A 17,313-nucleotide genomic window follows, 5' to 3' on the forward strand; every position below is an offset into this window, starting at 1 on the left:
CTTTCTCCTTAGGATTTTGACGAGAACCAGTTGCGTGGCAGCATTCTTGCCAGGGTGGCGTCCCGTTGAATGAGATGATGGTGGAAAGCAGCGCCGGCATGCAAGACGACTAAGCCGATCAGTGCCCAGAAGCTGAGTTTATGGATCTCCAGCGCGACTCCACGTATCGTTTCGTTTGGCGACACCAACGCGGGCATTTCAAACAAACCAAACCAGTAGAACGTGCGCAGACCACGGGCTGAATCGTACAGCCAACCGGCCAGTGGGATAGTGAAAATAAGTACGTAGAGCATGATATGAGTGGCATTGGCAACGCGCTCCTGCCAGACAGGCGTGCCCGCGATTGGTTTGGGGGCGCCGGCATACAGACGCCAAAACAGACGTAATACCGCCAGTGCCAGCACGCTGATGCCTATTGATTTGTGTGCGGTATACACCCAAAAATAATTCGGAGTTTTAGGCAGTTTGCCCATAATGAGGCCGCCAATCCCTAAGCCTAGGATCAGCACCGCAATCAGCCAGTGCAGCGCTTGGCTCATCCAGCCCCATCGTTCAGCAGTGCCCTTCAGCGTCATGACCAGCTCCCCTTACAGTAGCTCATTTGTTTTTTTGCTTGTATCTGTTTTGTGTAGTGTTGCATCTGATTCCTTTGTATTGCTTGATGTTGTCGTGTCCTGATGGACGGTTTGCTCCGTTGTTTCCTTTTTGATGCTTCCTTGACGCACCGCTTCAACTTCAATACGTAGTTGTACTTCATCCCCGATCATTGATTTCCATGCATTGATGCCGAATGCGGAACGGCTGAGTGTGGTGTTAGCCGAGAAGCCGACAGTACGTCGGAACGGAGGCAAAGGATGACGTTTTATCCCATACAGGGTGACGTCCAATACCACCTCGCGGGTGATCCCATGCAGAGTGAGTTTGCCGATGGCTTTCCCGTTGGATGGACTGGTGGCGGTGACTTGGGTAGAGACGAAGTGTGCTTCTGGATAGTGTGCGGTATCGAGCAATCCTTGCGCCAAAGTGGCTTTGTTCCACTTGGCATCGCCCAGGTCCACACGTTGCAACGGTATGTGCACGTCCAGCTGTGCGTTAGACCAATTGTCCGGATCGAAGTCAAGGATGCCGGTGCTCCCAGACACTGTGCCAAGGGCTTTTGAGATGCCCGCGTGGTCGATCACGAACATGATCCTGGTATGCACTGGGTCCAGTACATAGCGCGTTGTGGCCGCCGTGCCTACAAGCGGCACAGTGAGCAATAAGGCAAGCAACATCAAGTTGATACGGAACATACCCCAGATTTTAGCTATATTTCTTAAGCTGTGTGCCTGTGTACTGCGGCTTGCGTCTCCAACGATCCGTTGCGAGTATGTCAATGAATAGGGAAAGTGAGATAGCTGGATGCGGTGTTTGAAGAGGGTGCGGGGGGGCTGCTGACGGCGCTGCTTGTTTTTGTATCACTGTTGACAGCCACAGCGGCGGTGCCGGAGATGCCTCGCTTCCGTGTGCTTGATGCCACGAGCGGATTGCCATCCAACGTGGTGCGGGCAATGCTCCAGGATGCTGCTGGTTATTTGTGGTTGGCCACCAGTGATGGTCTGGCGCGCTATGACGGCACCGCATTCAAGGTGTGGCGGCATGATCCTAATGATCCAGGCTCATTGCCGGGCGACTCCGTCCTGGCTTTGTATATTGATGTACAGGATAGGATTTGGGTGTTGTCTGAGAATGCGGGGCTTGCTGTGCTTGATGCGCAGCGCCGTCGCTTCATCCAGATTCCTGTAGGTTCGGTTGCTAAAACCGACGCCTTACATACGCTGACCGGTCATGGCGATGCGATCTGGCTGAGTGATCTACATGCTTCGGTCATACGGATTGATAGCGCAGGAGCACTCACCCGTTATGCACTGGCTGATGTTTCGCCGACTCTGAAGGATACCCCGGTTGTCGCGTTGACCTTTGATGCCAATGGACGGCTGTGGGTGGGCACGCCTGATGGCCTACTGTATTTTGAGGCGGGACGCTTGCATTTGGCGCCGCCGCCTTTGGATAAAACCTCGATTCATTCCATTGCTGCCGTGGGTAGCCGACTGTGGGTTGGCAGTACGGATGGCGTGTATCTTCAGGATGCTGAAGGACGTTGGCGTGCGCCGAACTGGGGGCCAATGTTTGCTTTTGGCAATCTACTCTTGTCTGTAGCTGATGCTGGTGACGGTGAATTTTGGTTGGGTAGTGAGCGTGGTTTGTGGCGTACTCGACAAGAGCGACCGCCAGTACAGATCCCTTTGAGTGACATGCATCACGGTGTGTCCACTGTCTCGTCCTTGTGGCGTGATACGAGTGGAGGACTGTGGGTACCGGTTTATGGTCGTGGTCTAGGCTATTTGCGCCAGGATTGGAAGCGAATGGCGGTCGTGCGACCGAGTGATGGTGGTGAAAGTGCCTATTGCAATGTTGCCCCGGCGGCGTATTCCGGTGGACTTTGGCAATTGAATCGTATTGGAGAGTTGATGCATCTGAATACCAGCACCGGTGAGCTGGTACACACAGGATGGCAGCGTCATGAGCTGCGCGGCGTGAACATTACCGCCACATTGGAGGACAGCCGTGGCCGGTTGTGGCTGGCAAACATGCAAAATGGTTTATCGCGCCTGGATCTGAAAAACGGCCAGTGGCGTGAGTGGGCTGCACATGGAGATGACGCGGTCCCGCTGTATGGTCCTATCTCTTGGATCGTGGAAATGCCTGATAGCAGCCTTTGGCTGGAAGCGTTGGGCGTGCTGCAGCAGCGGGATCTTGAAAGCGGACGTGTGTTAAATCAGATTGTACCTGGCAGTCATGGCCTGGATGGTTCCCGCGTCGAGCAGATCGGCCTTGGCCCAGATGGGCGTTTGTGGCTGGCTGCTGGTAGTGGCGTGTATGCCTGGGAGTCACAGCGCCGTATGTTCGTCCCCATACCCGATTTGACAGGAACACGCGCCTATAGCTTTGTCCCGGTGGGAGGCAATGAAGTTTGGGTGCATCGGTTACGGGGCTTGGAGCAATGGCGGCACAGTAGTCACGGTTGGAAACGGGTTGCTTTAGTGGGACCACAGCATGGGCTGCCTGCCATGGAGTCGCTAGGGATGCAGCATGACGCACAGGGCCGTATTTGGTTGTCCACACGCCGCGGCCTATGGCGTATCGACAATACTGATGAGCTCCAGGTGCGTAACTTCGGTTTGCGTGATGGTTTGGGCACCCAGGAGTTTGCTGAGGCCTGCTTGTGGATGGCTCCGGATGGCGTATTGGTTGGCGGCACTACCGATGGCTACTTGATGCTGTTTGATACTGCGATGCCTGACCCAGCCCCATTTGTACCACAGCTGCGTATGGAGACCGTCAGTGTGATCCGTGCTGGGCACCGTATTGATTTGCCGGTTGATCAGCCTTTCGAACTGCTGCCGAATGATCGCCAACTGATTGTCGGCGCGCGGTTGCTTTCCTTCGGTGATCCACTGTCCAACCGCTACAGTTATTGGTTGAAAGGTTTCGATACCGGGTGGATTGATCAGGGGAGTAGCGGTACACGGGAATTCTCCTCGTTGCCCCCGGCTGACTACACATTATTGATTCAGGGCACCGACCCGATGGGCAATCTGTCCCGCATCCATCTGGTGACGTTTCGCGTATTGCCGCCCTGGTGGCGCAGTGCGTGGGGGATGAGCGTATTAACGGGGAGCGGATTGCTATTGCTCTGGGGCGTTGCATGGAACTATCACCGCCGTTTACGGCGTCGTGCCCGCTTGCAGCTGGAACAACATCAGCGCGAAGTTGCCGAGCGGGCCTCACTGGCTAAAACGCAGTTTTTGGCGACGTTGGGTCACGAGGTACGCACCCCGATGACCGGAGTGCTTGGGATGAGCGAATTGTTATTGGAAACACCGCTTGATACGCGCCAGCATGGCTATGCGACCTCGATCCAAGCGGCAGGTAAGCACCTCTTGCGTTTGGTCAATGATGCCCTGGATCTGGCCAAAATCGAGGCTGGAAAACTGTCGTTGGAACGGCGTGATTTTGATTTTCATGCCTTGTTGGAACAGGTGGTGGCAATGATCCGGCCGATGGTGGAGCGTAAAGGATTGCGTTTTGTCTATCGACTGGATCCAGAGGTGCCCCAGTATGTCCATGGGGATGCTGATCGACTACAGCAAATTTTGCTCAACCTGTTGATCAACGCCACCAAATTTACCGAGCACGGAGAGGTTGTATTACAGGTCGCGCCTGGGCAGGAACAAGCCTGCCTTGGTGTGCGTATTGACGTGGCCGATACCGGCCCTGGGTTGAGTGAAGAACAATGCCAGCGCTTATTCCGTCGTTTTGAGCAAGTCAATGGTGCATCCACCGCAGCCCGCTATGGTGGCAGCGGACTTGGTTTGGCCATTTGCCGCGAGTTGGCTACCGTGATGGAGGGGGAGATCCACGTAGATAGCGAGCTTGGCAAAGGCACCTGCTTCCGTGTTCTGCTGCCTCTTCCATGGGTGTTGGCGGTGCAACCTGCGGTTGCCGTTATGGATATGGAACCCTCACCCTGCTCCAATCCGTTGCACTTGCTGCTGATTGAGGACGATCCGACAGTGGCGGAGGTGATCGTCGAACTGTTGCGTGCCCGTGGGCATCGGGTGACTCATGCTTTACATGGGTTGGAGGCCTTGGTGGAGGTGACGCTGACACGTTTTGATGCCTGTTTATGCGATCTAGATCTCCCGGGATTGGATGGTGCCGGATTGATTGTGCAACTGCGGGCACAGGGGCAGTCCTTTCCAATTGTCGTGGTCACTGCGCGTACTGATGCCGATGCCCAGAGGCAGGCGTTCCACGTTGGCTGCGATGCGTTTTTACGCAAACCGGTCACCGGCGAGATGCTGGAGCAGGTGCTCACCCAGGTGCTGAGTGCGCCTCGTCAAGACGCTGATGTGGATACGCCAACATGATATGGATAAAAGGAAACACGTATTTGTTTAGGTGATGCCGGATCCTTTAGTGATGGCCTTTGATCTACTGCTGTTTCACCTGATCTTGCCGGTGTTTGATCGCGTTAGCGCGTCGATGAGGTGTTCTTGGCTGACACAGGGATGCTGCTTGCTGTGATGTCAGCCCATGTACCCCTGCACATGCCTGACGAGTGAACGAGCGATGACCTCGCCCAGCCGCACTGGTACCGCATTCCCGATCAGACGTCCCATGGTATTCACCGTGATCGGAGCGCCCGGTGGGGCGAACCGATAAGACTTTGGGAACGTTTGGAGTATTGCTGCCTCTCGCAGTGAGATAGCGCGATCTTGCTCCGGATGCCCAAACCGTCCGTTGCCGTAACCAAAACATTGGGTGGTGATGGTCGGTGCTGGCTGATCCCATTCCATACGACCGTAGACGCTTGGATAGGTGGCCCCAGTGTCTTTGCAATGGCACGCTGCCCGCAGTGCTGCGGACCAATCACGCCACGTGCCTCCAGGGCGCGACGCCCGAATCCTCGACATGTTCAAAGCACTTAAAGACGCGGCGGTGTGCAGCGCGTCTTGAGGATCACGCTCCCCTGCATGAATGGGAGGAAGAGAGCCAATGGCCTCACGGACCGTCATCCTTGGAACATGCTGCTGTGAAAGTTCCAGTCCTTGAGAACCTAGCCTGGATGCAAGTAGCACCAAGCGCTTACGTGTCTGCGGAACACCGATGGATGCACATTCCACGATATGCCACCACGTCTTATAGCCAGAAAGACTCTTTAGAAACTGTTGAAAGACCGGGTGATTTACAAGCTGCGGCACATTCTCCATCGTCACTAGGTCCGGCTTGAGCTGTTTGACGAGCTGGGCGAAGGCAAGCACCAAGGGCCACTGCGAGGCATACGCGTTATTCCGCCGACTACGGCTGTAAGCCGAGAACGGTTGGCATGGTGCGCATCCGGCAAGCAAGGTGATGTCGGCGGCTTGATAGAAGCGCCTCACCGCTGCGGCTTTCAGCGTTGCGACATCGCATTCAAGAAACAAGGCAGCATTGTTCGCTTCGAAGGGGAATTGACAGTTTGGATCAATGTCGATGCCTGCGGCGACTGAAATGCCACCGCGAGCCAGGCCATGGGTTTAAGCCGCCCACACCGCAGAAAAGATCAACGCCCACAATGTTGGGGATGTTCTTGGGGCGTCGTGGATGACGGCTCATGCAGGACGCTTCTCCGGGGCAAGATATTCAAAGCGATCAATGTATCTGGCGAAGTGGTCCACCACGTCGTCAAGGTAATCAACGGTCTTCTCCTTGAGTTCCACCAGTTCTTTGACAGTGATCTCCGCGGCGCACTCTGCAAATGACATGGAGCCGTGCGCCAGATCATTCCTGAGTTGTTTCACAAAGGCCAGTGGCCCTAGGTCATTCCGAAAAGGCTGCTTGATGGCTTGATAGACGCGCTTGTTTATCTTCAATTCCAGGCCCACTCGTTCAATGACATTTTCGATCTCACGGTCATCCCAATTGCCAGCGTTGGCCTTTTCAATCGTGAAGGTATCAATGGGTGATGCAGCCAACAGATGATTGCAAAGCTGCAACGCGCTATCCAGTCTCTTGTTTGGTTCCAATGTAGTATGCGTGCGAGCGACCACGCGTACCCACTCACGCCGCATTGCATCATTCAGTTGCTTAGGTGTGCATTGCGCATTTCCTTTGACAGCCTCCGCAACGGCTTTAATACAGTGAGAAATGGTGGCCTCGACAAGGTTGTACAACTGCAGATACACGCTTGAATAAAGGATTTTTTGTTGTTGGGGGGTAATAGGATCTGCTGCGCCTTTGATGCGTGGTTGCCCTTGTTGTGCTTGAGCATCCATCACCGTCAGCAACTCAAGATAGGCATTCACTTCTTCGAGTCGTTCTTGGAATGCAATCCTTAGTTTGCTGCTCATTTACTTTTTCGCAGCAGTTGATTGCGTACGAACTCCGTGCGTGTCCGCAGCAGGGTGATCGCATTGGCGCCATCTGAACCAACGATCTTTGTGAACTTCTTGCTGGTTAACCATGTGGTGACGCTGGGTGGGGTGGCGTTGGCCAGACTAGGGCGCATTATTCAATGCCAGGCGTGATCCGACTGCAATGGCTTCGAACCTTGCCCTCGGTGTGGCCTTGCCTTTGGGAGTTTTGCTGAATCCATGTGGGAAGACGCGAGCGACGAAGTCGATCACCTCCTCAAATTGCTTACGGTAACGCTCGGTCAACGTCTCATCTTGGGCTGCCTTGTCGTTCATCGTCTTGATGTAGTTGAAGATGAACGTCGAGGGGCGGTCCTTATACTCATCTAGTCCATCGCTGTAGGCAAAAAACCGCGAGACAAGTTCCTCGTGCTCGCGTTCCTTAAAATTCTTTTGGGACACAGGAGTCAGCGCGATAAATTCCGGAAGCTCCGCGAGGTTGATGATGAGAGTCATGAATGGACCAGGGAGGGCACCGCGGCGGATTTCTGCCATGTTCGCAATCTTGCTGCCGGTATTGATGCGCTCAAACATGTCAAAGCGCGCCTTCTCATCGGAATGTTCGTTCAGTACAACTCCGCGTATTGATCGATTATTGATTTTCCTTTGCCGGGATTCGGGAAGGTCCGAGAACCTGAAGCCAGACAACGCGGTGAGGGTTTGTAATTTACCAAGTTGCAGGTTGCCTAAGAGGAATTCTTCGATCGACCGCAGGCGCTGCGAGCCATCCACGATTTCCAACGTACCGTCCTCAGGTTTTTCCCAGAAGAAAAGGAATGGAATGGGAAGGCCCAGGATCAGTGACTCGATAAAGCGCGATTTGCGATGATCATCCCACGTGTACTCGCGTTGATACGCAGGGATGATGAAGTCGCCATTGTTCATTTTTCTGGCCAAAAGCTCTACGGAATATTCCGTGAGATAAAACTCGATTCTTTTTGAAAGTGCGACGATTTGAGCGTCTGCGTTTAAACCCTCTTCCTCGGACTTGATCTCTTCGGACTTGATAACAGTCCTTTCTTTTTGCTTTTCCATGGCGTGCCGTTCGATGATTGCTTGGTGTGTTGTCTTGATGCGCTCACAGCGGGGGGCAGGTGAATAGCATCTGGGCTGACAGCGTTTCACGTTTGTTAGACACGATGCAATGAACTGAGATCACTCCAGTCAACGACGGCTCAAGCGCTGCACGGCTTCGACAAGTGCGCTGACGTGATCCGGGTTCATGCCAGGGGTCATGCCGTGGCCAAGGTTGAAGACATGTCCCTCGCGTGAGCCACCGTTACCGGCTGCGTAGCTGTCCAGGGTGCGTTGTACTTCACGTGCGATGTTGTTTGGGGTTCCGTACAGTGTGGCTGGGTCGAGGTTGCCTTGTAATGCCACTTGGCCGTTGCTGCGGCGTGCGGCGTCTTCTAATTCGATGGTCCAGTCCACGCCGACGGCTTCGGTACCGCTCATGGCGAGTTCTGCGATGTAAGGTCCGTTGCCTTTGCCGAACAACACCAGGGGGGTATGTTCGGTACCGGTGCCGCGTTCTAGTTCGCGTGCAATCCGCGTTAAGTAGGGCAGCGAGAATGTTCGGTACATCGTGGGCGACAGGATACCTCCCCAAGTATCGAAGACCTGTAGTGCTTGTGCGCCAGCGGCGCGCTGCGCTGCCAAGTAGCTGATCACTGCGTCGGTGACGGTGTTTAGCAGTTGATGTAGTACGTCCGGTGCGTTGAATGCCATGGCCTTAATGCGTGCGTATTCTTTGCTGCTTCCTCCTTCGATCATGTAGCAGGCCAGTGTCCATGGGCTTCCGGAGAAACCAATGAGCGGGACGCTGTTGTCCAGTTCTTTACGGATCAGTCGCACGGCGTCCATGACGTAGCGTAGTTCGGTTTCCATATCCGGCACGGCGAGTTGTGTGATGGCTGCGGCGTCGCGGATTGGTTTGCCCAAGCGTGGCCCTTCACCTTCAATGAAGTGCAGTTCTAGGCCCATCGCGTCGGGGATCATGAGGATGTCAGAGAACAGAATCGCCGCGTCTAGTGGGAAGCGGCGCAGTGGTTGCAGGGTGATTTCACAGGCCAGTTCAGGAGTTTTTGCCATTTTGAGGAAGCTGCCGGCGTGTTGCCGGGCAGCACGGTATTCCGGCAGATAGCGTCCGGCCTGGCGCATCAGCCAGATTGGGGTACGGTCCACGGTGTCGCGTCGTAGGGCACGCAGTAGGCGATCGTTTTTGAGCATAGGGACTCTCAGTGTGATGCGTTAGGAATGATGGGTGAGTATGACTGCGGTGTTTGATGTGAGCTTTGTCTGTTGTTGCGTCTTGTCAAACGCGTGCTATGCGGTGTTTCGAGTCAGGGACGGTACAGCGGTTGCAGTTGGAGGCATGGGCCGATCTGGATGTTATGTTGTAACCGTTTCTAACGTTCCAATAGATCAGGTTGAGCCGGGTGTTGGAGAGAATGGGATCGTTTGAAAGGGGGCAAGGGTGTACGCATGGCGAGCGATTGTCGTTGTTGTGGGGATGCATCTGGTGGGGTTGGGGTGTCAGTGATGGTGTGATGCACATCAATGGGGGCGTCGGTTTGGTGGCTTGGTGGTCGTATGTTGATTGGCTTAGTTGGCCAGGATCTGTCGCACGGCTGCTTCATCAACGTCGGGGACGGCTTCGGCGTGGCCAATACCGCGCCATAGGACCAAGCGTAAGCGGCCGGCAATGTTTTTTTTGTCCAGGCGCATACGCTCCAGGAGCATTTCAGGTGTTAGACCTGAGGGCAGGACAGTGGGCAAGCCGTAGGCATCCAGTAGGTTTTTCAGTGTCTCGGTGTCTTCTGCGGGTGCCAGACCTAATGTGTTTGACAAGCGTGCGGCAAGTACCATGCCGACGGCGACGGCTTCACCGTGGTTGAGGTTGTTGCTTCCTGGTGTGCTGTAGCCCTGTGTTGTTTCTATGGCGTGGCCGAAGGTATGACCGAGATTGAGCAGGACGCGTTCCCCTTTTTCCAGTGGGTCACGTCCGACAATATCGGCTTTGTGTTCGCAGCTACGTGCGATTGCTTGGGCCAGTGCGGCGGGGTCACGTGCTAGAAGTGCTTCGCGTGTGGTTTGGAGCCAGTGGAAGAATACGGGGTCGCGGATTGCGCCGTATTTGATGACTTCGCTCAGACCAGCGCGTAGTTCCCGTAGCGGGAGTGTGGCAAGGGTGTCGGTATCGGCGATCACTGCACGTGGCGGATGGAAGGCACCGACCATGTTTTTACCCTGGGGGATGTCTACGGCGGTTTTGCCGCCGACGGAAGAGTCGACCATCGCCAATAAGGTGGTTGGCACTTGTACGTAGTCGATGCCACGCATCCAGCAGGCGGCGGTAAAGCCGGCCAGATCCCCGATGACGCCGCCGCCGAGTGCAAAGAGGCAGGCATCACGCGTGGCGCCCAGTGTGGCGAGTTGGGCGATTGCGGCGCCGAAGTTCTCTAGGGACTTGGATGTTTCGCCGGCTGGCAGGGTGAATACGTTGAGGTGTAGATCGGGACGGGCGCGCAGTAGCGTTTCATGCAGTTGTGCGGCATAACGGGGGGCGACTTCAGAATCACTGAGAATGAGTGCATGTCTGCCGCGGATGGTGGCGGCCAGGCGTGGAGGATCGTGCAATAGGCCGGGACCAATGGCGATGGTATAGGGGGGGGGGTGTTGACGGTGACGCTGCGCAGTGGTGTGGGAGTGGTCATGCGGTGTTGCTTGATTTCTGCCAGTGGGCTGTTAAGTCCAGAATGAGCTGGGCGGTGGCTGTGTTAGGGGACATGTGGTCGGTGGTCACAATCATATCTGCGATTTTCTGGTAGAGCGGTTGGCGTGTGGCGTAGAGATCGCTCAGTACCTGTTTGCGGTCGATTTGTTGCAGTAATGGTCGGTAGCGGTCATGTGCCAGTCGCTCCAATTGGGTGTTCACGTTGATCTTTAGAAATACGACGAAGCCGCGTTTTTGCATGCGGTGGCGGTTCTCTGGATCCAGGATCGTACCGCCGCCGGTGGCGATGAGTCGGTTTTCGTGATTCAGCAAGTCGTACAGTACTTCACGCTCCAGGCGTCGAAATTCTGGTTCGCCGGAATATTTGAAAATAGTGGAGATGCTCGTACCGGCGCGTTCAACAATGGCGTGATCTGTATCTGCGAAGTGTAGGTTGAAGTGTTTGGCAATGCGTCGTCCGATGGAGCTTTTTCCGGCGCCCATCGGGCCGATCATCACAAGATTAGGGGCGGGATTCATAACGTGTTGATGTTATCACTGCCGATTTGTTGCGCGTTCGATCACGTGCACGGTGATATTGGAGGTGTGATTGTTTGAGGTGTATTGGATGGTGATTTGGTAAGTGGTATGGAGTTGCGGGTTGTTTTCTGCATTGCGGGAATGGGTGCTGCGAGTGGTTGCACTGTGTGGGTTTGAATGGCTGTCTTGATTTGCCTATAGGCGGGGCGATAGGGGTGCGACCACAATAGGGTGATCTTTCCATGTCTGTTTCAATCTATGCTCAATTTGTATGCTGAAGCCTTGTCCACGTTCTCGTTGTTGTTTGAAGAAGCCAAAAGCAGCAGCGAGATTGAGCCTGATGCAATGATGTTGGCCACGGCTTCGTTAGAGGGTCATCCGAGTGTGCGTACGGTCTTGTTGAAGAAGTTCGACGCGCGTGGTTTTGTTTTCTATAGTCATCTTGATAGCCCCAAGGGGCGCGATTTGCAGGCCAATCCGCAGGCTGCTTTGTTGTTTTTGTGGCGTTCTCTGCGTGAGGCTGGGGTGCAGGTGCGTATTGAGGGGAGGGTGCAGCAGGTCCTTGCCGAGGAGGCGGATGCCTATTTCGCTTCGCGTCCGCGTCAGAGTCAAATTGGTGCATGGGCTTCGATGCAGTCGTGTCCCTTGGGGTCGCCTGAGGAGTTTCAGGCACGTTTGGCGGAGGTGAAAGCGATGTTTGAGGGACGTGATGTGCCACGCCCGGAAGAGTGGGTGGGGTTCCGTGTGGTGCCTCAAGTGTTCGAGTTTTGGTATGGGGCCAGCTTTCGGTTGCATGAGCGCTGGCGTTACCAGGCGGATGCTGCTGGCTATTGGCGTAAGTCTTTGTTGTATCCCTGATGGGGATTGTCAGAATGGATGGCAGGATGTTGTGTTGTAGCAGTGTGTGGAGGTGCTGTGTGTGTCCCGTGTCATGGCACTTTGGGCAGTGGATGCTCAGGGTGTTAGATCAGGTTAAGTACGCTATCACGTGGATGCTGTGCGATGAAAACGCAGAATTTTCTTGCGGTCGATGGGATGTCATGCTGCAGGCACTCTACGGTGAGCACTGGCAATACTAATATTGGTTTTTGATGTTGGGCGCGGCGGTTCAGTCGCGCTGCCAGGTGTCGCGCAGCGTGACGCTGCGATTAAAGACGGGGTGTGTGGCATCGTGGTCATGCCGGTCTGTGACGAAGTAGCCCAAGCGTTCAAATTGGAATGCGTGTTCTGGTGCGGTTTGTGCCGCCGCTGGTTCGATGTAGCCATGCACGACGCGTTTGGAGTCTGGGTTGAGGAAGTCGCGGTAGGTTTTTCCGTCGGTGTTGTCGTCTGGTTTTTCAATGGAGAACAGCCGGTCGTACAGGCGGATTTCCGCTGCTACAGCGTGTGGTGCGCTGACCCAGTGGATGGTGCCTTTGACTTTGCGGTGAGCGCCTTCCATGCCGGGACGTGAGGTCGGATCAAGCCAGCCGTGTAGTGCGATGACGTGGCCTTCTGCGTTTTTCACCACCTCATCTATACGTGCGATGCCGGCACCGCGTAGGCGTACTTCTCCGCCTGGAATCAGCCGTTTCCAGCCCTTGGGGGGGCTTCGGAAAAATCATCGCGTTCGATCCATAGTTCGCGTGAGAACGGCACTGTTCGGGTGCCTTGTGTGTCGTCTTTGGGATGGTTGGGGAAGATCAGTTGTTCTTCATGGTCTTCGGCTAGGTTGGTCAGCACGAGTTTCATTGGTGCAATGGTTGCCATCCGGCGTGGTGCAATGGTGTCCAGGTTCTCGCGTAAGCAGTTTTCTAGTACTGAAAAATCAATGATTGAGTTCTGTTTGCTGATGCCGATCCGCTCTACGAATAGGCGCATCGCCGCTGGGGTGTAACCACGGCGGCGTAGGCCTTGCAGGGTGTACATGCGGGGGTCGTCCCACCCTTCGACGAGTTTTTCGTCCACCAGTGCGGTGAGTTTGCGTTTGCTCATCACGGTGTAGTTGATGTTCAGGCGCGAAAACTCGATTTGCCGAGGTTGGCTGGGCTCTTGAGGGAAGCCTTTGTCCAGTAACGGTTTGAGTAAGTGTGAGTTGTTTGGTAGGTCGACATGGTTGATACACCAGTCGTACAGGGGGCGGTGGTCTTCGAACTCAAGGGTGCACAATGAATGGGTAATGCCTTCGATCGCATCGCTCAGTGCGTGTGCGAAGTCATACATGGGGTAGATCGGCCAGGTGTTGCCGGTGTTTTGATGTTCGACGTGTTTAATGCGGTAGAGCGCTGGGTCCCGCAGGTTGATGTTGCCGCTAGCCATGTCGATTTTGGCACGCAGGGTACGTGTTCCGTCTGGAAACGTGCCGGCGCGCATTTGTCGGAATAGTTCTAAATTTTCATCAGGGCTGCGTTCACGCCATGGTGAGGGACGGCCCGCTTCTGTCAGGGTGCCGCGGTATTCGCGTACCTGTTGGCTATTGAGGTCACAGACGTAGGCTTTTCCATCGGCAATGAGTTTTTCTGCAGCTAGGTACAGTACTTCGAAATAATCCGATGTATGTCGTAGTGCGTTCCAATGGAAGCCTAACCAAGAGACGTCTTCCTGGATTGCAGCGGCGAAGGCGGGGTCTTCTTTGCTCGGATTGGTGTCGTCCATGCGGAGGGTGCAGTGTCCGCCGAATTCCGCGGCGACGCCAAAATCCAGGCAGATTGCTTTGGCGTGGCCAATGTGCAGGTAACCGTTGGGTTCTGGGGGAAAACGGGTGTGGATGTGAGTGTGTGTGCCGTGGGCTAAGTCTTCTCTGATGATCTGCCGGATAAAGTCTTTCTTCTCAGGTTGGGCTTGGGCGTCGGTGGTGGTGATCTCGGACATGCTGGGTCGAACGGTGTGCATGTGGCGAGTTTAGCTAAACTTCGTAGGTTTTGCCCCGGGATGCGTCAAGGTGTGCAGGGATTTTATTTTTGTTTGTGCGGCATCTTGGGTGTGAATGGTGTGTTGTGTTTGGTGTCTGGGTGATATTTGCCAAGCCATCTGTGTGTTGCAGAACGTTTGTGTGGTGTGCGGTGTGACATGGTTAGAGGCGTGTGATGTTCATTCTGTTGTATGTCTGAGCGGCGGCGGTCCATAGGGCTGTGGTGTTTGGGGTGTCGGTTCCGTGGTGTTGGAGTAGTCGCTGGGGGGGTGGGGGTTGGGTAAGAGGGGTGCTTTTTTGTTGGGATTACAGTGACGTTGCGGTGCTGCAACGGTGAACGGTGTTCAGTGGCATCAAGTAGCTGTGTGGTTGTTGGGGTAGTACGTTTTTTACGGTAAGCGGTGAGTTTTCATTGGTATGCAGCTGTGGGCGTATCTGTGTTTATTTGGCGATCTGGGTGTATCTGTACGGAAGTGTTCGGGGTGTGTTGATGGTGCAATGTGTTGAGGTTGGGGGAGTCGTTGCAGTTCAGGGTTATCTGTATGTCGGGTCAAGTGGGTATGGGATGGGTTTTATTGGGCATTGGGTGGCTTTGATTGGTTGGGATGGTGTGGCGTGGTTGTCTGATGTTGAAGGTCTGGAAGTGAGGTGAGTTTTGATGTTTATGTCATGCGCGTTTTTGGGAAGTCACGAGGATCATGGGAGGCGGGTATGGGTGTGTCGGCTGGACTTGAGGTGGCTGCTGGCTCGGTTGCGTCGGCGCTGGCTGCGCAGGAGGGCGGGGCCATGCGGGTGGAGTTGTGTCATGGGTTGGAGGGGGGCGGGTTGACTCCGTCGTATGGGATGTTGGCTGTGGTGCGTGAGCGTTTGCATATCCCGCTTTATGTGTTGATCCGGCCTCGGGGTGGTGATTTTGTGTTTTCCGAGGAGGAAATGGAGGTGATGTGCGGTGATGTGGAGTGTTGCGTGCGTCTTGGTTGTGATGGGGTGGTTCTTGGTGCTTTGGATCCGGCCGGTGAGGTTGATATGGGGATGATGCGGGTGTTGATTGCCGCGGCTGGGTCGCTTGGTGTGACTTTTCATCGTGCGATTGATGTCAGTGCGGATCCAGGACGTACGTTGGAGGATGTGATTGCTCTGGGCTGTGAGCGGGTGTTGACTTCAGGGGGGCGTTCGAGCGCGCTGGAGGGTGCTGAGACTATTGCGGCGTTGGTGGCTCAGGCAGCAGGTCGGGTTGTGGTGATGCCAGGTGCGGGTGTGTCTGCAGGGAATGTGCTGGAGTTGCGGGTTCGCACGGGAGCGCATGAGTTCCATGCTTCGGCGCGCAGTGTGGTGGCTGCACGACGTTTGGGGGCTCATCCATATATCCATGATTTGGGTGGGGATTACGATTGCACAGATGCTGACAAGGTGCGGCAGTTGGTGAGGCTGTTGTCTCAGGGGGCATCGTGATCTGTTGGGCAGATGGTTCTGTTGGTGGATTGGATTGTTGGGTGGCGTTAGATCATTGCGTGGTATAGGTGGGGCAGGGGGAAGGAAGGGTGTTGAGGTGAGGGGGAGGCTATGGTGAATGTGGGGGTAACCGTGCAGTGGGTTCGTGGTGATGATTGTTTGGATGGTTCATTTGGCATGTTGGTGCTTTGTTTCATGATTTATTACATCTTTGTTGCTTAATGAATTAGATTCATTTTCAGGTGGATAAGGTCAAGATGTCTCAATCGGTATTCAGGTTTTTGTGCTGTGTGTTGGTGGTGATGCCGATTTTCATCCTGTCGGCCTGTGCTTTGAAGTCTTCGCGACCGAATATGCCGCAACCTGTTGTGTTGCCGCAGGTGTCTGGGAATGTGGCGAGGTATCGGTTCGAGATGACTCAGAATGGCCAGCGGATGACAGCCGATCAGTTCGATGCTTGGATGCAGGCTAACGGGATCCATATCGTTAAAAAGGTGTCGGGTATGCCAACATCGCAACGGCATATAACTCGCCTTGGAGGTTCAGCACCATAGGGGGGAGTGCTGCTTCTGTGTCGATTGGTCATGCTTAAAAGTCATAAATAGCCAGCTTCATGTCATTTCACCGCCTGCATGTGGTTGCGCAGCATGGCATCCTTGTTGGACCGGCTGTTGCCGTGATTGCGCAGGAGATCGACATGAACCGATGTATTCCAATTCGATATGTTGCAGCTTTGTTGTTGGGGCTGCTGTTGAGTGTGTCGTTGGCAGATGCGCGCGAACAGACGTTGCTCAATGTGTCTTATGATCCGACCCGCGAGTTTTATCGGGATTACAATGCTGTTTTTGAGAGGCACTGGAAGCAGACGACCGGTAAGACGGTGAAGATTGAAACTTCGCATGGTGGTTCGGGCAAGCAGGCGCGCTCGGTGATTGATGGGGTTGAGGCGGATGTGGTGACGTTGGCGCTTGCCTATGATGTTGATGCGATTGTGGAAAGGTCGAAGTTGGTCGATCCCGGTTGGCAGAAGCGTTTGCCGGATAACAGTGCTCCTTATACGTCGACGGTCGTTTTTCTGGTGCGTAAGGGCAATCCGAACAATATTAGGGATTGGCCGGATCTGTTGCGTTCTGGGGTGCAGGTGATTACCCCGAATCCGAAAACCAGTGGGGGGGCGCGCTGGAATTATTTGGCCGCTTGGTCTTATGCCGACTATATCTTCAAGGGGGATCGCGAGAAGATTCTGCGTTATATGCGGGCGTTGTTCCGCAATGTTCCGATCTTGGACACAGGGGCGCGGGGTGCGACGACGACGTTTGCTCAGCGTGGCATTGGTGATGTGTTATTGACGTGGGAGAACGAGGCGCTCTTGGCTCGGGAGGAGTTGGGTCCAGACAAATTCGAGATTGTGATGCCAAAAATGTCGATTCTGGCTGAGCCATCAGTGGCATTGGTGGATAAGAATGCGGATAAGCACGGTAACCGTGCGGTGGCTGAGGCGTATCTGCAGTATTTGTATTCGCCGAGTGGGCAGAGGTTGGCCGCGAAGCATTTTTACCGTCCACGCCATCCTGAGTTGGTCGATGCTGTGGATTTGGCGAGGTTTCCTCGGATTAAGTTGGTGACGATCGGGCGAGCGTTCGGTTCTTGGGCTAAGGTGCAGCAGGAGCATTTTACCGATGGTGGTGTGTTCGACCAGATCCAGGCGGGAAAGTAGT

At 54.7% G+C, this 17,313-nt stretch carries 14 protein-coding genes and 2 pseudogenes; 6 read left to right on the top strand and 10 right to left on the bottom strand.

The genetic code is table 11. The features are described 5' to 3' along the window. Positions 1–8 precede the first annotated feature (8 nt). Together F7G16_RS03035 and F7G16_RS03040 are read right to left on the bottom strand one after the other, a co-directional pair. On the bottom strand, positions 9–575 hold the full coding sequence (locus tag F7G16_RS03035) for a cytochrome b (RefSeq protein WP_004090608.1): 567 nt from the start codon (positions 573–575) through the stop codon (positions 9–11). A gap of 12 nt (positions 576–587) precedes the next feature. Continuing rightward, positions 588–1,292 (bottom strand): YceI family protein, encoded by a 705-nt coding sequence (locus F7G16_RS03040; protein WP_004090609.1) that lies wholly within the window; start codon positions 1,290–1,292, stop codon positions 588–590. 198 nt (positions 1,293–1,490) lie between these two features. On the opposite strand from F7G16_RS03040, the gene F7G16_RS03045 reads away from it, so the two are divergent. Next, a complete protein-coding gene (locus F7G16_RS03045) occupies positions 1,491–4,973 on the top strand; it encodes a ligand-binding sensor domain-containing protein (protein ID WP_243857849.1) in 3,483 nt (1,160 codons plus the stop codon). Between the two features lie 159 nt (positions 4,974–5,132). On the opposite strand, the gene F7G16_RS03050 is transcribed toward F7G16_RS03045, so the two are convergent. The 7 genes and pseudogenes from F7G16_RS03050 to F7G16_RS03075 all read right to left on the bottom strand — a co-directional run bounded on the left by F7G16_RS03050 (position 5,133) and on the right by F7G16_RS03075 (position 11,253). Continuing rightward, entirely contained in the window at positions 5,133–6,113 is a 981-nt protein-coding gene (locus tag F7G16_RS03050) for a DNA cytosine methyltransferase (RefSeq protein ID WP_236641883.1), read from the bottom strand. An 84-nt stretch (positions 6,114–6,197) separates the two neighbouring features. Next, positions 6,198–6,935, bottom strand: coding sequence for an MAE_28990/MAE_18760 family HEPN-like nuclease (locus F7G16_RS03055; RefSeq protein ID WP_004090615.1), 738 nt, complete (start codon positions 6,933–6,935; stop codon positions 6,198–6,200). Next, positions 6,932–7,093 carry a hypothetical protein gene (locus F7G16_RS12090; protein ID WP_234552911.1) on the bottom strand — a complete coding sequence of 54 codons (162 nt, stop codon included), beginning with the start codon at positions 7,091–7,093 and terminating at the stop codon, positions 6,932–6,934. Before F7G16_RS12090 ends, F7G16_RS03055 begins: the two co-directional genes overlap by 4 nt. Continuing rightward, the gene (locus F7G16_RS03060; RefSeq protein WP_004090616.1) at positions 7,083–8,033 is read right to left on the bottom strand and encodes a DUF262 domain-containing protein; all 951 of its coding nucleotides are present in this window, start codon (positions 8,031–8,033) and stop codon (positions 7,083–7,085) included. The genes F7G16_RS12090 and F7G16_RS03060 overlap by 11 nt, the downstream gene beginning before the upstream one ends. Before the next feature lie 129 nt (positions 8,034–8,162). Further along, positions 8,163–9,227: a uroporphyrinogen decarboxylase gene (gene hemE, locus F7G16_RS03065; protein ID WP_004090618.1), complete on the bottom strand. Its 1,065-nt coding sequence runs from the start codon at positions 9,225–9,227 to the stop codon at positions 8,163–8,165. 375 nt (positions 9,228–9,602) lie between these two features. Beyond that, positions 9,603–10,714: pseudogene (aroB, locus tag F7G16_RS03070) on the bottom strand (3-dehydroquinate synthase). Beyond that, complete coding sequence (locus tag F7G16_RS03075) at positions 10,711–11,253, bottom strand: shikimate kinase (RefSeq protein ID WP_004090625.1); 543 nt, start codon at positions 11,251–11,253, stop codon at positions 10,711–10,713. The pseudogene aroB and the gene F7G16_RS03075 overlap by 4 nt, the downstream one beginning before the upstream one ends. Before the next feature lie 258 nt (positions 11,254–11,511). Between F7G16_RS03075 and pdxH the strand changes: the two genes are divergently transcribed. Continuing rightward, a complete protein-coding gene (pdxH, locus tag F7G16_RS03080) occupies positions 11,512–12,111 on the top strand; it encodes a pyridoxamine 5'-phosphate oxidase (protein ID WP_004090626.1) in 600 nt (199 codons plus the stop codon). Positions 12,112–12,361: 250 nt separating this feature from the next. On the opposite strand, the pseudogene F7G16_RS03085 reads toward pdxH, so the two are convergent. Next, positions 12,362–14,103, bottom strand: a pseudogene (locus tag F7G16_RS03085) (glutamine--tRNA ligase/YqeY domain fusion protein). A gap of 530 nt (positions 14,104–14,633) precedes the next feature. Between F7G16_RS03085 and F7G16_RS03090 the strand changes: the two are divergent. The 4 genes from F7G16_RS03090 (at position 14,634) to F7G16_RS03105 (ending at position 17,312) form a co-directional block, all read left to right on the top strand. Further along, positions 14,634–14,795: a hypothetical protein gene (locus F7G16_RS03090; protein ID WP_225621612.1), complete on the top strand. Its 162-nt coding sequence runs from the start codon at positions 14,634–14,636 to the stop codon at positions 14,793–14,795. After that, positions 14,792–15,595 (top strand): copper homeostasis protein CutC, encoded by an 804-nt coding sequence (locus F7G16_RS03095; RefSeq protein WP_011097708.1) that lies wholly within the window; start codon positions 14,792–14,794, stop codon positions 15,593–15,595. Before F7G16_RS03090 ends, F7G16_RS03095 begins: the two co-directional genes overlap by 4 nt. 257 nt (positions 15,596–15,852) lie before the next feature. Further along, positions 15,853–16,149 (top strand): hypothetical protein, encoded by a 297-nt coding sequence (locus F7G16_RS03100; protein WP_011097709.1) that lies wholly within the window; start codon positions 15,853–15,855, stop codon positions 16,147–16,149. A gap of 59 nt (positions 16,150–16,208) precedes the next feature. Next, positions 16,209–17,312 carry a sulfate ABC transporter substrate-binding protein gene (locus tag F7G16_RS03105; protein WP_004090630.1) on the top strand — a complete coding sequence of 368 codons (1,104 nt, stop codon included), beginning with the start codon at positions 16,209–16,211 and terminating at the stop codon, positions 17,310–17,312. Position 17,313 lies beyond the last annotated feature (1 nt).

Origin of the sequence: Xylella fastidiosa (assembly GCF_011801475.1) — a bacterium.
Classification (GTDB): Bacteria; Pseudomonadota; Gammaproteobacteria; order Xanthomonadales; family Xanthomonadaceae; genus Xylella; species Xylella fastidiosa.

Coding starts and splice junctions, on each gene's coding strand:
- F7G16_RS03035 (WP_004090608.1), bottom strand. CDS start 575: ATGACGCTGAAGGGCACTGCTGAACGATGGGGCTGGATGAGCCAAGCG.
- F7G16_RS03040 (WP_004090609.1), bottom strand. CDS start 1,292: ATGTTCCGTATCAACTTGATGTTGCTTGCCTTATTGCTCACTGTGCCG.
- F7G16_RS03045 (WP_243857849.1), top strand. CDS start 1,491: ATGCCTCGCTTCCGTGTGCTTGATGCCACGAGCGGATTGCCATCCAAC.
- F7G16_RS03055 (WP_004090615.1), bottom strand. CDS start 6,935: ATGAGCAGCAAACTAAGGATTGCATTCCAAGAACGACTCGAAGAAGTG.
- F7G16_RS12090 (WP_234552911.1), bottom strand. CDS start 7,093: ATGCGCCCTAGTCTGGCCAACGCCACCCCACCCAGCGTCACCACATGG.
- F7G16_RS03060 (WP_004090616.1), bottom strand. CDS start 8,033: ATGGAAAAGCAAAAAGAAAGGACTGTTATCAAGTCCGAAGAGATCAAG.
- hemE (WP_004090618.1), bottom strand. CDS start 9,227: ATGCTCAAAAACGATCGCCTACTGCGTGCCCTACGACGCGACACCGTG.
- F7G16_RS03075 (WP_004090625.1), bottom strand. CDS start 11,253: ATGAATCCCGCCCCTAATCTTGTGATGATCGGCCCGATGGGCGCCGGA.
- pdxH (WP_004090626.1), top strand. CDS start 11,512: ATGCTCAATTTGTATGCTGAAGCCTTGTCCACGTTCTCGTTGTTGTTT.
- F7G16_RS03090 (WP_225621612.1), top strand. CDS start 14,634: ATGGTGCAATGTGTTGAGGTTGGGGGAGTCGTTGCAGTTCAGGGTTAT.
- F7G16_RS03100 (WP_011097709.1), top strand. CDS start 15,853: ATGTCTCAATCGGTATTCAGGTTTTTGTGCTGTGTGTTGGTGGTGATG.
- F7G16_RS03105 (WP_004090630.1), top strand. CDS start 16,209: ATGTCATTTCACCGCCTGCATGTGGTTGCGCAGCATGGCATCCTTGTT.